The following is a 13,727-nucleotide window of genomic DNA, read 5'->3' as shown; positions in this document are numbered from 1 at the left end:
TCCTGCCTCTTTCCAATCTATTTAGGAAGGGAGAGTTCGTTCAATGGACAAAGTAATGTCCAATAAGAAGATCATAGCACTTTATGTCCTTCCAGCATTTGCTTTACTGGTTGTACTTGTATATGTACCGATCTTCCTGACTGGATACTATGGGTTAACTAGATGGGATGGTATTGGTGAAAGAGTATGGGTAGGCTTTGACAATTATGCCCGTTTGATGGGTGATAGCATGTTCTGGCGTAGTGCTTACCACTCCTTTTTACTTGCTATTTTTTCATTGTTGAGCTTAGTCGGCTATTTAATTATATCCATGATCTTGGCTGGAAAAATAAAAGGGGCAGACCTTTTCAGAAAAATTTATCTTATTCCGATGCTTTTATCCTCTGTAGCAATCGCACAGTTATGGATGAGAATTTACCACCCAACAAATGGTGTTATGAATCGTCTTTTAACTTCCATTGGTATAGAGAACCCACCGTTATGGTTAGCTGATACAAGCATCGTTTTATATGCGATATTTATTCCAATCATTTGGCAGTATGCAGGTTTTTACATTTTGATTTATTACGCTGCATTAAAGAATGTTCCAAATGAGCTAATTGAAGCGGCTAGAATTGATGGCGCCTCGCCTTGGCAGATTGGATACAAAATAAAACTACCACTCATTATGGGAGTAATTAAAGTAACAATTGTACTTGCGGTTGTAGGTTCATTAAAGTACTTTGACTTGATCTATGTAATGACAGATGGTGGACCAAATGGTGCCAGTGAAGTAATGGCCTCCTATATGTATAAACAGGCTTTTAGGACATATAACTTCGGCTACGGTAGTGCGGTTGGTTTCTTCTTACTTCTACTTGCACTTGTAGTTACATGGTTAATTCGAAAGGTAACAGAGTCTAAAGAAGATAATGTCCAATATTAAAAGGAGGGATGAAGTTGGCAAATTCAGATGTTGCACCGGATATGCATAAAACAATGTGGGACAATCCTACAGTAATGCTTATTGCAAAATTTATTTTGTATGTATTCCTGATTGGTGTCGCGATTCTTCAAATTTTTCCATTAGTATGGTTGTTTCTATTCTCGTTAAAAAACAATCAGGAAGTATTTAACCTACCTCCATTGGCACTACCAGAAACACCACGATGGGAAAACTACGTCACTGTTTGGACCCAAGGTAATATTGGTCAGTACTTCTTTAACAGTGTTTTAGTAACAGGGAGTGCCGTTCTATTAACGATAATTACAGCAAGCCTTGTAACATTTGCAATTACAAGAATGAGGTGGAAATTAAGCAAACCTGTACTTGGATTGTTTATGGTAGGATTAATGATCCCAGTACACTCCACACTTATTCCATTATTTAACTTCTTCTTAAATGTCAATTTAATGGACCACCTGTTGGCGATCATTTTGACCTATACAGCCTTTAATATGCCATTGACCATCATGATCCTCCTTGGTTTTTATAATACATTGCCTAGGGAGATTGAAGAGGCAGCTATTATGGATGGTTGTAGTATTAACAGACTGTTTTTCCAAATCATTTTACCGATGACGGCACCAGTTGTAGCAACAACTGCGATCATTAATATGATTTATAATTGGAATGAGTTTGTTTTCGTACAAACATTTATTAGTTCAGATAATTTGAAAACTTTAACCGTAGGTATTCAAAACTTTGTTGGTCAATATTCCACTGACTGGGGTGCGATTGGTGCTACGCTAATGATCAGTATTATCCCGATCTTGATCGCATTCTTCATTTTAAGTAATCGTATTGTTGAAGGGATTACTGCTGGATCAGTGAAAGGTTAAATGCTAATTTTGTGGGTGGTTTCCAAAACTGAGGATGTTTAAGTTGTTAAATTGGCTTTGTAAATGAGATTTGTGTTTTTTCAATGTTGATTTTTTAGTGGAAGACTAATAACGTTGATTAGTCATAGCATCAATATATTCCTTAATTTAGGATATTTGATGAGACCTGAGCATGAGAGACTCCTGCGGGATAGAAGGCAGGGGTAAGACCCCGCAGTTGCATTGCAACGAGGAGGCTTACCAGACGCCCGCGGAAAGTGAGCTTGAGCAGGTCTCATCAAACACTTTATTAGAATGAATAATCAACCTATAATTTTACATAGCCTGAAAAAAACTGATCAAATTGCGACAATTTTGTATAAAAACGATATACCAATTGAATGTGAAAGAATGTATATGATATATTCGATACGTGGAAGAAAAGAATTTAAACATATTGAGGTGGACATTTCATGGCAACAATTACGAACCCGATTTTAACTGGATTCAACCCAGATCCAAGTATTTGTCGTGTAGGGGAAGATTATTACATAGCTGTTTCTACATTTGAGTGGTTTCCTGGGGTAGGAATTTATCATTCTAAAGATTTAAAGAACTGGAGATTAGCGTCTCGTCCTTTAAATCGTGTTAGCCAATTAAATATGATGGGTAACCCTGACTCTGGTGGAGTTTGGGCACCACAAATTTCCTATGCAGATGGACAATTTTACCTCATTTACTCAGATGTAAAAGTAACTGATGGAAATTGGAAAGACGTAACGAATTACCTTGTTACTTGTGACACAATCGATGGTGAATGGTCAGAACCAATTTTTATGAACCAATCAGGATTTGATCCATCTTTATTCCATGATGAAGATGGGAAGAAATGGTTTGTAAATATGGTATGGGATCACCGTGTTGGTCATCATAATTTCTATGGTATCGTGCTTCAAGAGTATGATCATAGCCAACAAAAATTAGTAGGTAAGAAGGAAATTATTTTCGAAGGAACAGATGTTAAATTAACAGAAGCTCCTCATCTTTATAAAATAAATGGATATTACTACCTATTAACTGCAGAAGGTGGAACGAAGTATGACCATCATGCAACGATTGCTCGTTCAAAGAATATTAATGGACCATACGAGGTTCACCCTGAAAATCCATTAATTTCTTCTTTCTATTCACCGCGTAATCCATTGCAAAAAGCTGGACACGCATCTATCGTACAAACACATACTGATGAGTGGTTCTTAGTACATCTAACTGGTCGTCCACTTCCAAGAGAGGGACAACCTTTACTAGATCCACGTGGATACTGTCCATTAGGCCGTGAAACTGCCATTCAACGTTTAGAGTGGAAAAACGATTGGCCATATGTTGTTGGTGGAAACGAACCATCACTAGAAATTGAAGGACCAAACATTCCAGAAGTGAAATGGGACCCTGATTACCCAGAAAAAGATGATTTCGATTCTGAAACATTGAACCCACACTTCCAAACATTACGTGTTCCTCTAGGGGAAGAAATTGTTAACTTAAAGGACAACCCTGGTCACCTTCGTATTCACGGAAGAGGATCATTAACGTCTAAATTTACACAATCTTATGTTGCACGTCGCTGGCAGCACTTTAATTTCAGAGCGGAAACGAAGGTTGCATTCCGTCCAGATACGTTCCAGCAGTCTGCAGGATTAGTTAATTACTACAATACAGAGAACTGGAATTCCCTTCATATCTCATGGCATGAAGAAAAAGGTCGTATCCTAGAAATTATGACTTGCGATAACTTCGAGTTCGCAATGCCATTACAAGGACAAGAGATTGTAATCCCTGAAGATGTAGAGTACGTTTACATGCGTTCTGATGTGCAGACTTCTACTTACAAGTACTCTTACTCCTTCGACGGTGAAAACTGGACAGAGATTCCATTAACATTTGAATCTTACAAGCTGTCTGACGATTATATCCGTGGTGGTGGATTCTTCACAGGTGCATTCGTAGGTATGCGTTGTCAAGATACATCTGGTGAAAACCTGCATGCTGACTTCGACTACTTCGTATATAAGCCAGAAGAAGAGTAAGAAGTATAACAGATTAGGACTTAGTTAGAGTTTTGACACTTAGCTTAAATGTATAAATTGATTATGGTAGTATCATCTTATGAGGTGATACTACCTTTATTTTGTATAAGGTTCTGTTTAACCTTGATGTTGATTTTTTGATCCAGGTACTCGCTTTCCGCGGGCCTTTTATTTTGAAGTAATCTTGCGGTGGTAATAGAGCTGGGTAGGGAGCATATGTACATCTCTCATTACTACGGTTTTGGAAGGAGTTGTGAACATGTACAGTACTTCAAAACAATTTCAAACAGCTACATTTGGAATGGGCTGATTCTGGGGACCAGATGCCCAGTTTGGACATCTACGAGGAGTCATCAGTACGAGAGTAGGCTATGCTGGGGGAACAACACCCTCACCCACATACAGAAAAATGGGCGATCATTCTGAAACATTGCAAGTGAATTTCGATCCAACAATTATATCGTTTGCTGATATTGTTGATATGTTTTGGAATAATCATCGTCCAGTAGTTAGGGAATATGGTGGTCGTCAGTATTTGTCGATCCTCTTTTATGAAGATCAGGAGCAACAGGAGATCATAGCTAAAAAGAAACTAGAATGGGAACAGCAATTAAGTTTGAAAATAGAAACGGAGATTGTCCCACTCGACCATTTTTTTAACGCAGAAGAGCGTCATCAAAAGTATTATTTAAAAAGGTGGCCATCTGCAGTAGAGGCGTTGAGACGACACTATCCTTCTGAGGAGGACCTAGTTTCGTCAACCTTGGCAGCGCGCTTGAATGGATTTGTTAAGGGGTATGGAACGATTCGTCATATAAAGGAAGAAATAGTAGATGAATGGAACTTATCAACGGATGCGGCAAGGGAGTTAGTTAGAATGATCGATTCGATACGCTGGTAAAAAGGGCGGTGGTGCATTTCATATTCATATTTGAAGCACCACCGAGCCGTGAGCCAAGCTTAATGTATCAATGGATCCTCATCATAGTCTGCATTTAGGGCGATGTTATAAGCCGCTAATAAGTTCTCAATTTCTTCTTCGGTTGCAGAGATGAGTGACTGTTCACCATTATCCTCTTCCACCCGCATGATCAAGGTTTCATCGCCTGATGTAATCATGGCATAGGTGTAGTCTCCCATATCGAACATTGCATCTACTTGGAAAACTTTTTCGTTACCTTCTTCATCTTTAATGGTGATTAATTCCTGTTCAGACATTGTAAAACACCTCTTTTTCATGATGATATTTTTAAGGTGTCCTAAATGCATGTCATATAAACGATGTGGTGACAGTTTTAGTTTAGACATGTGTAATGGGGCGCACGCTCGAGGTGGATCGGTCTCTAAAAAATCAAATTTAAATCTATTAAATAAATTTTCTAGTATAAAACTTTCTCTATAAGACTATAATTCTAACAAACGTCTTTGAAGGGAGTTTTTATTAATGGCAAAAACGAAAGAGAGAAAAGATACTTGGACGAAAGAAAATGATGAGTTTTTAGCAAATACAGTACTTGATCACTTAATGAATGGGAGCACACAAACGAAAGCCTTTAAAGAGGCAGGGGAAAAACTGAAGCGGACAGCTGCTGCATGTGGATACCGCTGGAATGCTACATTACGAAAACAATATGAGAAGGAATTAAAAGAAGCAAAGAGGAAAAAAGTGAGTAATAGTAAATTCAACAGCCCTGCGAGTAAGAAGGAAGATAAAGGGGCTATAAAAGGTAAAGGTGCTAATGCTAAAAAAGCTACTGTGTCGAACCCGAACGAAACGCCAAGCTTGATGAGTGTACAAACATCTAATGAGAGTGGAACGCAGTCTTCAGAAAATGACAAGACATCTGAAGTGAAAATAAAACATATTTTATCTACATTGCAGTCCCTTGATCAAGAGTTATCCCTTGATGAGATTTCAAAGGTAACTAATGAACTGAAAGAATTAAGGGAAGAGAATAAACAACTTAAGGAAGAAATTAAATCTGTTTATCTTATTTTAGATAGGGTTCGTCGTTCTGTGGAAATAGATATTCATTCAGATAAAACTGATGTAAGCAAAGCGAACTAGAAGTAAGGGAAGTTGAGAAGTATTTACCATATAAATAGCCACACTTGAATTGGGTGACGCCATTCTGAAGTAAGTTGAAAATAGATGAAAAAACATCCTCTTTTGCTTTAAAAACAAAGAGGATGTTTTTATAATGGTGAATGATTCACTTAAAAGTTCAAGGCAACTTTCATATTGTGATGTGAATGAATATCGATATGCCCGTTCTCGTAAGCTTTGAATCTTTCATAAGTTTCTTTAGAGGTGGTGTAAATGATCATCTCGTCTAGTGTAAGCCTGTAAAATCCTTTATCATCTGCATTGTTATCTTCTAAGTTCTCATCAGGCTTTTCCTGCTCATTTCCTTTTTCATCTGCTTCATCTGTGTCCTCTTTTTCTTCTTTCTTATCCTTTTCCTTATCTTTATCCTTTGTAGCTGATTCTGATTCTTTCTTCTTGTTTTCTTTCTCCTGTTTCATTGCCTTTAATGCTGCATCAAGTGCTTCCAATGTTTTTGCACCAACAACGCCATCAGCAGATAACTTGGCATCTTTTTGAAACTGAAGCACTGCTTTATTTGTGGCAGGCACAAAATCCCCATCTGCCCCACCTGTAGAATAACCTAATTCGTCCAGCTTATGTTGTAGTTCCCTCACTTTTTCCCCACTACACCCTTCTCTCAAAGCAGAACAATCAAGTGGTGGAGGTGCTGGAGATTCTGCTTCATATGATGTATGTGACACGTCGTATCCATTTGCCTTTGCAATTGCTTGAAAGCCTTGGCCTGAAGTGGTAATGATGACAGGTGTGTTTTCCACAACACGTTCAAAAAGCCATTTGATTTCTTCATTGTGCATCCTAATACATCCGGCGCTGACATAGTGGCCAATGGAATTAGGATTGTTGTTTCCATGAATGGCGTAAGTAGTCCCCCAAGTACCTCTAGCATCTAATCCTAACCAGCGATTCCCAAGGGGATTGGCAGGATCACCACCTGGAATATCTTCTTTATAATAAGGTCGGTTCACTATTTTGTTGACGATAATAAAGCTTCCCTCTGGTGTTAAGTCAGAGCTTCGACCAGTGCCGACGGAGAAAACTCGAACTAATTCATTGTTTTCATAGTATGCTAGTTGATTCGTTGCTTTATCAATGATGATTAACTGTTTACTTGAAGCAGAGGCTTCATTTGTCAAGTAAGGAAGAAACATTATGGTTATGAGTAGCGTAACAGCAACCATTATGAGTTTTTTCATCTATACTTCCTCCTTTCCGTTTCTTCTTTCACCTATATAACGTCAGTTTTGTGGAAAAAGATGTCACTTTTCTGTTACTTTATTATATACGTTATAAAGAACTAAATGTTCCTTTTAAAGAATATAAGGTGATGAAATGTTCAGAAATTATTTCGGGTCAGATCGACATTTTGCTAACTATTGAAAAACTATTAACTAAAGAATGAGATTAGCTTGTAGACAGAAATGGTAGAATATATAATTAGGGAAAGAGTGCCTAAAATAGGAGAGGGTCAATATGAGAAATAATCTCGGAACCTTTTTAAAGTTAATGGGGTATTTAGCAATTCTTGTAGGGACTGTAGCTGCCATTTATATATACTATGCAGTACAGGGAGCGAACTCCATTGAATGGGGCTTACACCTCTCATTTATGTGGGTTTATATGAGTTTTTTGTCCGGCCTATTGTTGATTGGAATGGCCTTTATCATTACTCACTTAAGTAAAGGTTATAGTAAATCCTATGGAAAAAATAAGGAAAACATGACAAAACAAAAAGAAACAGTTCAAAGGAATAAATCAGAAAGTCAGAAGGAAAAGGTAACAGATAAATTGAAATCATCAGATGGAACGATCTCGGTCATTGGGATGAGTCGCAAAGAGCGCTTAGAGCAAGAGAAAATGGGCAGAAAAAGTAAAAAGAGTAAGGGGAAGGAATACATAAAATCTTCAAAGAAGAAGGAAGACCAAGTTGTCAAACAACCCAAAAAAGTCAAACTGCCCAAGGAAATAAAAGCTGCTGGGAAGTCTGATATAAAAATAGACGAAAATAAAGAAGTCCCATTTGAGGAGTACTTAAGTCTAAGTAGATATTGTCAAAAGCACTATAAGAGGAAGCCTCAAACCATTAAGGCTACAAACTTGGCCAATCATTTTTACATAGTTATCACACCAAAAAAGGGGAAGCTTGTTAAGAAGGTTAATCAGGTTATAGTTGAAGTGAAATAAATGAAGTCCACGTTCAGCTCTCAGTAAGCCAGGGAATATATAATAGCAAGAGGTCCTGCCTGGTATGTTAGTAGTTCTGTTTAGAGGGGTTAGATGGTGAAAACTAGGGTGAAAAAATTATATAGGGAAAACGAGACCTTTTCACAGAGTGGTTCTGTTGTCTCGTTTTTTTCGTTTATTCGCCTAGAGAGTAAATATACATTTTATTTGCAAATGTTTGGTAGGTTAGTGAACAAAAATAATAAAAAATTAAGGGGAGTTTTTCCCTTTAAGCTGCAGAATTTATCTTGGAAGGGGGAAATAAGAGTAGTTTTTCCCTTTAAGCATTCACAGAACTCAAATTATCATGTTTTTTAAGAGAATAGCGGTAATTTTTCCTTCTATTTTCACTATTTTCGATGCCATATTTTAAATAAAGGTAATTTCTCCCCTTAACATAAGCCCATATTTGGGTTTCGAAGCTTGATCAGGTACGAAAAATAGAAAAAACAAAATCTCATACCAGATCGAGGCCTGATTAGGTATGAAAAACAGAAAAAACCAAATCTCATACCAGATCGCCGCCTAATCAGGTATGAAAAACAGAAAAAATCAAATCTCATACCTGACCGTCCTCGTCCCCGCCCCCGACCCCTGATCAGGCTATTACCGTAACTTACCAGGGGAGCCCTTGATTAGTCCCACGATGAGTTTCCAATCTTAAGGAGGAAATCTTGGTGAGCAACAACTCATTTGGATTTGGATCAATAACATACACCTTTGTGTGTGGTGGAAGATGTTCCAGATATTGATTCACTTCCATACGATCGGCTTCGCTGTAAGATAAGCCTACAATAATAAACTGAGAAAAATCACGAGCATGGGTTAAAAATTCATTAATCCCATCCTTAACCCAGTGGAGCGTGCGCTGATCATTAACCTTATGAGGTGGGATAATATCTGCTTCATGGCGCGGTTTAAGCCAACTTTTCTTAGGGATTGTACTAATATGAGAAAACAAATGTCGCCATTCTAGCCAAACCTTTTCATTGTGTGTGAGTGATTGCTCAAGCTTCATATCGAAGTCAATAGAACCATGTGGCTTTGAAATAGGGACCCCATTTTTTTCTTCCATTGTACCCGTTCTGTAATAGTTGATTCCAGCTGTTTGCAACGCTTTTTCAAATAATAAATCGTAGTTAAAGGACACAGCAAAAGAGAGGTACTCTTTATTTTGTTGAAGCCACTTCGTCCATTTCCAATTGGATATACTGTGTTTTTCTAAGTGCACCTGTAGCTGAGAATAAGAAGAAGCGAGGAACTTTCGAAGCTCCTCATCTTTCTCTTTATTATATTTAGGACTTTTCATATATCTTTCAATTGCTACATAATCATTTTTTTCTTGTTGAGCGAGCTGAAAAAGCTCATGGACTGCTGGATAGTTATGTATAAATTCTTCATAGGAAAGATGTTGATTAAAATAAGAGAATGGCTTTGATGGATCTAAGCCGAATCTTGATCCAAAATCAATAGTAAAGCCATTGCCGATCATCATTCCAAACTTGTTCATCATATCACCTACAATGTGCATGCTACCTAGTATAATGCACAGATGAAGGGTAACCAATACAAAATCAGGGTCTGCTAGTATTTTTGTTGATTACCAAATCAACATTATTCTTTAACAAGCCAAAAACAAAATAGCGATAGATTAAGGGAATATTTAGTTATATAATTGGAATTAAAAATAAGTCTAGACAGAGCACGAAATAAAGGGAAATAGATCTGGAAAAAGTAACAACAGAACATTTGTAAGGGGAGTTTCAATTGCTAAACCTATTAGATGAACCACTCATTCTTATCTTTATTATTTTATTTTTAGGGTCATTAGTCGGACAAGTTAAAATAAAAGGACTTAGTCTCGGGGCTTCTGGTGTTTTACTCGTAGCTATGTTTTTCGGCCACTATGGATTTGAAATATCAAGTGTTGTACAAAACTTAGGATTGAGTTTATTTATTGTGGCAGTTGGTTTGCAGGCAGGACCTCGTTTTTTCCGAATGATGAAAAGCAGTGGAATTGTCTTTGGAATTATTGGATTTCTAGTTGTTTTTATTGCATCTGTCACGACAATAATTGTCTCTAAAGTCTTTGATTTATCAGCACCTTTAAGTATTGGTCTCATGACAGGAGCCCTCACGAGTACTCCGGGTTTAGCCGCAGCCCTTGAAGCGACACAGAACCCGATCGCTTCCGTTGGATACGGTGTTGCTTATCCGTTTGGAGTCATTGCTGTGGTCTTGTTTATTCAACTGTTTCCGAGGGTAGTTAAAGTAGATTTGAAGGCAGATTTGAAAAAAACGATTGGTCCTGTCAGACATCAGGGATCTCCACAATCGTTAATGGTGAGAGTAGAGAAGGACGAGTTTCACAAGAAAACGTTGAAGGAGTTACGACTCAATAACAACAGCGCGGTTGTTATTAGCAGGGTAATCAGGGGAGACAGGAGCTTCCTTGGAAGAAATGATACTGTACTTTTAAAAGGAGACGATTTAATAGTCGTTGGTTATCCAGAAGATATTGAGCGTTTCAAGAATGAGGTTGGTTCTGAAGAGACTTCTGAAGTAAAGTATGCAGATAATCTGAAGCTGAGACGAATTACGGTTGAAGCAAATGACTTGATTGGAAAAAGTTTACGGGAGATCAAGCTTCGTGCAAAATATGGTGTTACTGTAACGAGAATTGAACGGGGTGGATTCGAATTTAACCAAAGTCCAGGGTGGCGCTTCGAGCGTGGCGATGTTCTAACTGTGGTAGGCAGTGACAGAAGATTGAATGAAGTAGAAAAGCTCTTTGGTCTACGTCAATATGCAGAAACGAATATTCATATTTTTTCCATCAGTCTGATCTTATTAATGGGTATACTTGTTGGCATGATTCCAATAACGGTCCCTGGACTTGGCCAGATGACTTTAGGCGTGGCAGGTGGGCCTCTGTTTGTTGCAATCATTATCGGGCACTTTGGCAAGGTAGGTCCGATTCATGCGAGATACTTTCAGCCATCGAATCACGTTATACGGGATCTAGGACTCGTACTATTTCTTGCAGGCGCAGGAACGAAGGCTGGAAACGGAATTGTTGAGGTAGTGATGAACGAAGGGCTGCAATTAATATTAGGAGGGGCGATTATTACGCTCGTTCCCTTGTTTGTCGGGTTTGTTGTGGCGAAAAAACTATTTAGGTTAAGCTTCATCCATTCCCTTGGTGCACTTTGTGGTGGAATGACAAGTACACCTGGATTAGGAGCCTGCAACAATTTAATTGATTCTGACGATGCGACAATTGCGTATGCAGCTGCTTACCCTTTTGCACTATTTTTCATTGCAATCGCAGCACAAATATTAGCGCTGATTTTGTAAGTGGATGATTATCGAGTCTTCATTTTGTAAAAATGAGGACTGAAAACTGATTGTAGGGCAATTTGAGTCTCCATTTTGTGAAAATGAAGACTGAAAACCAATCACAGGACGAATTCAGTCTTCATTTCGCAAAAAACTAAATTTGACCGTCACCCGGGGAGACCAATCAACAAAATCTAATTACTTTGTTTTAATTGATACTTCAATATTGCGGCTAATCCAGCACCGTGCTTAAACTCACCTTCATTAATGAGTGTCATAACTTCACTCCATTTTTTCAAAAGGGTAGTATTTTCATCCAATTCAGTGGCTGGCGACTCAATTTTTGTTAAGGCAGTAGCAAAAAATAAGTGAATCGTTTCAGATGTGGCGCTTGCTGAAGGGTGGAAATGGCCAAGGGATTTCCACAGGTCAGCTGTAAAGCCAGTTTCTGCAGCCAACTCACGTTTTGCAGCAGCTAAAGGTTCTTCATGTTGGTCTATCGTTCCAGATGGAAGCTCCCATTCCCACTCTTTAACGGCATGACGATATTTCTTTGAAATAACGACCTCATTATCATTTGTAATTGCTAGAATACAAACCCCATCAGCGAAGCTAATAAAGGAAATATCCATTTCCCCGCTTGTAGATTGAATATGTTCCTTTTGAATATGAAACCGGTCCACGATAATATTATCCGATTGCTGCACTTTCCAATTACTTTGTGACATTGAAGCAACCCCCTATTATAATCCGCCTACATAAATTTTAAATAAAACTCGTCCATTTGATTTTTCAAACACCATTATTAGATATCCATTATAAAGTGCTTATCCAAACAAAGTCACTTATATGTTCCTATTTTTATAGTACCTGTTCCATTTGAGTCTGTCATCGATTAAAATAAGGAAATTAGGTGAGAGTATGAAAGGAAGTCTTAAGAAAGTTCAAACGAATGGGGTACATGAACAAGACTAATATACATAAATTTAATTAGCTATAGAATAGGAGTGCGTTACATATGAATCGAATCAAAGTTGCTGCACTAGGCATCATTCTCATGTTGGGAACTATAGTGGCCTGTGAAAACCAAACTCAAAGACAAGAAATGGATAATATCTCCATTAATGAGGTGTCTTTTAGTGATGTGGATTATGAGAATTTTTTAGCAACGATTGATGATTATATTGGTGGTGAAATAGAGTTTACAGGAAAAGTGTTTTACGTGAATGAGGAAGATGAGAAGAAGTCAATTCATGTTTTGACGAATATTGAAGGAGCAGACAACCCAATGATGGTTGTGGGGGAAAATTTAGATGCTAACGTAGAACATGGTGATTATGTATCTGTGACTGGAACGATCAATGGGACAGAAACTGTAAGAGCTCAGAATGGTGAATCAGGAGAAATTCCAGTTGTTAAAGGTGATTCTGTAAATAAAATTGACTACATAGAGGCTGTATCTCCAACAGAGCATTCTGTGGTTGTGAATCAAGGTATAGAGCAATTTGGCTTACTCATAAGTGTTGAGAAAGTGGAGTACTCTGATGATGAGACGAGGGTATTTGTTCATGCGGAGAATAGTTCAGAGGACGATGTTTTCGTCAGGCAGTTTAGTTCTGAGTTTATACAGAACGGAAATACATATGAGTCAGTATCACTGGAACGGGAAACGGGCTATGCACATTTAACACCCACTATACGCCCTGGTGAAGAAACAAATGGTGTCATTGTGTTTCCACCAGTAGATAAGGGAGTTCCAGAGGCTTCATTTATCATTGAAGGAGCCTTAAATGATTTGAATACGGAGCTAGAACCATTTGAATTTCTCATTCGGAATTAATTGTTTTAGTTGCGCATGCAATCTAACAGTCTTTATACGATTTTTCTCGCATAAGCTATGGTAAATTATACCGACCATGTGCTTCCATTTTGGTTTAAATTAGTGGATTTTTACAAATACTTTCTAGAAGAAAGGAGTTTTGTAAAGATGCGAGAAGAGAGTAATGTATTTAAGGGATTACTAATTGGCGGCATGATCAGTTTGCCCATGTGGATAATTTTCTTAAGTATAGTAAGATTTTTATTTACCTAATTGATTTTTGAGATTAGTGATGATTAATGTTTTGAAAAAAATAGATTACTCCAATTAATATAAGGGTATGACATATACA

General features: G+C 37.8%; 12 protein-coding genes and 1 pseudogene. 9 read left to right on the top strand and 4 right to left on the bottom strand.

Annotated features, from left to right (window positions below):
- Positions 1-43: 43 nt before the first annotated feature.
- The 5 genes and pseudogenes from BW724_RS18360 to BW724_RS24460 all read left to right on the top strand — a co-directional run bounded on the left by BW724_RS18360 (position 44) and on the right by BW724_RS24460 (position 4,788).
- Complete coding sequence (locus BW724_RS18360; RefSeq protein ID WP_088076593.1) at positions 44-925, top strand: carbohydrate ABC transporter permease; 882 nt, start codon at positions 44-46, stop codon at positions 923-925.
- A gap of 53 nt (positions 926-978) precedes the next feature.
- Positions 979-1,821 (top strand): carbohydrate ABC transporter permease, encoded by an 843-nt coding sequence (locus BW724_RS18355; RefSeq protein WP_417891409.1) that lies wholly within the window; start codon positions 979-981, stop codon positions 1,819-1,821.
- 452 nt (positions 1,822-2,273) lie between these two features.
- Complete coding sequence (locus BW724_RS18350; RefSeq protein WP_088076591.1) at positions 2,274-3,887, top strand: glycoside hydrolase family 43 protein; 1,614 nt, start codon at positions 2,274-2,276, stop codon at positions 3,885-3,887.
- Positions 3,888-4,209: 322 nt separating this feature from the next.
- Positions 4,210-4,572 (top strand): annotated as a pseudogene (locus BW724_RS24465) (peptide-methionine (S)-S-oxide reductase MsrA); the annotation flags it as partial.
- A gap of 33 nt (positions 4,573-4,605) precedes the next feature.
- Entirely contained in the window at positions 4,606-4,788 is a 183-nt protein-coding gene (locus tag BW724_RS24460) for a hypothetical protein (protein WP_417891408.1), read from the top strand.
- A gap of 59 nt (positions 4,789-4,847) precedes the next feature.
- Here BW724_RS24460 and BW724_RS18340 read toward each other — a convergent pair whose 3' ends face one another.
- The gene (locus BW724_RS18340; RefSeq protein WP_088076590.1) at positions 4,848-5,105 is read right to left on the bottom strand and encodes a DUF1292 domain-containing protein; all 258 of its coding nucleotides are present in this window, start codon (positions 5,103-5,105) and stop codon (positions 4,848-4,850) included.
- 226 nt (positions 5,106-5,331) lie between these two features.
- Between BW724_RS18340 and BW724_RS18335 the strand changes: the two genes are divergently transcribed.
- Entirely contained in the window at positions 5,332-5,955 is a 624-nt protein-coding gene (locus BW724_RS18335; protein ID WP_088076589.1) for a hypothetical protein, read from the top strand.
- 149 nt (positions 5,956-6,104) lie between these two features.
- Here BW724_RS18335 and BW724_RS18330 read toward each other — a convergent pair whose 3' ends face one another.
- Entirely contained in the window at positions 6,105-7,190 is a 1,086-nt protein-coding gene (locus BW724_RS18330) for a L,D-transpeptidase family protein (RefSeq protein WP_088076588.1), read from the bottom strand.
- Between the two features lie 277 nt (positions 7,191-7,467).
- Between BW724_RS18330 and BW724_RS18325 the strand changes: the two genes are divergently transcribed.
- On the top strand, positions 7,468-8,178 hold the full coding sequence (locus BW724_RS18325) for a hypothetical protein (RefSeq protein WP_088076587.1): 711 nt from the start codon (positions 7,468-7,470) through the stop codon (positions 8,176-8,178).
- 655 nt (positions 8,179-8,833) lie between these two features.
- Here the strand turns inward: BW724_RS18325 and BW724_RS18315 are convergent.
- The gene (locus BW724_RS18315; RefSeq protein ID WP_176371458.1) at positions 8,834-9,727 is read right to left on the bottom strand and encodes an SIR2 family protein; all 894 of its coding nucleotides are present in this window, start codon (positions 9,725-9,727) and stop codon (positions 8,834-8,836) included.
- A gap of 257 nt (positions 9,728-9,984) precedes the next feature.
- Here BW724_RS18315 and BW724_RS18310 point away from each other — a divergent pair, with 257 nt between their 5' ends.
- On the top strand, positions 9,985-11,574 hold the full coding sequence (locus BW724_RS18310; RefSeq protein ID WP_088076584.1) for an aspartate:alanine exchanger family transporter: 1,590 nt from the start codon (positions 9,985-9,987) through the stop codon (positions 11,572-11,574).
- 176 nt (positions 11,575-11,750) lie between these two features.
- Here the strand turns inward: BW724_RS18310 and BW724_RS18305 are convergent, their stop codons facing one another.
- Entirely contained in the window at positions 11,751-12,284 is a 534-nt protein-coding gene (locus BW724_RS18305; RefSeq protein WP_088076583.1) for an NUDIX hydrolase, read from the bottom strand.
- A 290-nt stretch (positions 12,285-12,574) separates the two neighbouring features.
- Here BW724_RS18305 and BW724_RS18300 point away from each other — a divergent pair, with 290 nt between their 5' ends.
- Positions 12,575-13,396 carry a hypothetical protein gene (locus BW724_RS18300; protein ID WP_088076582.1) on the top strand — a complete coding sequence of 274 codons (822 nt, stop codon included), beginning with the start codon at positions 12,575-12,577 and terminating at the stop codon, positions 13,394-13,396.
- Positions 13,397-13,727 lie beyond the last annotated feature (331 nt).

The sequence above is a fragment of the Litchfieldia alkalitelluris genome (genome assembly GCF_002153425.1).
Classification (GTDB): Bacteria; Bacillota; Bacilli; order Bacillales; family Salisediminibacteriaceae; genus Evansella; species Evansella alkalicola.
This window is presented reverse-complemented; position numbering and strand designations above follow the sequence as displayed.

Excerpts from the sequence above, each read along its gene's own strand:
- BW724_RS18360 (WP_088076593.1), top strand. The coding sequence starts at position 44 with ATGGACAAAGTAATGTCCAATAAGAAGATCATAGCACTTTATGTCCTT.
- BW724_RS18355 (WP_417891409.1), top strand. The coding sequence starts at position 979 with ATGTGGGACAATCCTACAGTAATGCTTATTGCAAAATTTATTTTGTAT.
- BW724_RS18350 (WP_088076591.1), top strand. The coding sequence starts at position 2,274 with ATGGCAACAATTACGAACCCGATTTTAACTGGATTCAACCCAGATCCA.
- BW724_RS18340 (WP_088076590.1), bottom strand. The coding sequence starts at position 5,105 with ATGTCTGAACAGGAATTAATCACCATTAAAGATGAAGAAGGTAACGAA.
- BW724_RS18335 (WP_088076589.1), top strand. The coding sequence starts at position 5,332 with ATGGCAAAAACGAAAGAGAGAAAAGATACTTGGACGAAAGAAAATGAT.
- BW724_RS18330 (WP_088076588.1), bottom strand. The coding sequence starts at position 7,190 with ATGAAAAAACTCATAATGGTTGCTGTTACGCTACTCATAACCATAATG.
- BW724_RS18325 (WP_088076587.1), top strand. The coding sequence starts at position 7,468 with ATGAGAAATAATCTCGGAACCTTTTTAAAGTTAATGGGGTATTTAGCA.
- BW724_RS18315 (WP_176371458.1), bottom strand. The coding sequence starts at position 9,727 with ATGAACAAGTTTGGAATGATGATCGGCAATGGCTTTACTATTGATTTT.
- BW724_RS18305 (WP_088076583.1), bottom strand. The coding sequence starts at position 12,284 with ATGTCACAAAGTAATTGGAAAGTGCAGCAATCGGATAATATTATCGTG.
- BW724_RS18300 (WP_088076582.1), top strand. The coding sequence starts at position 12,575 with ATGAATCGAATCAAAGTTGCTGCACTAGGCATCATTCTCATGTTGGGA.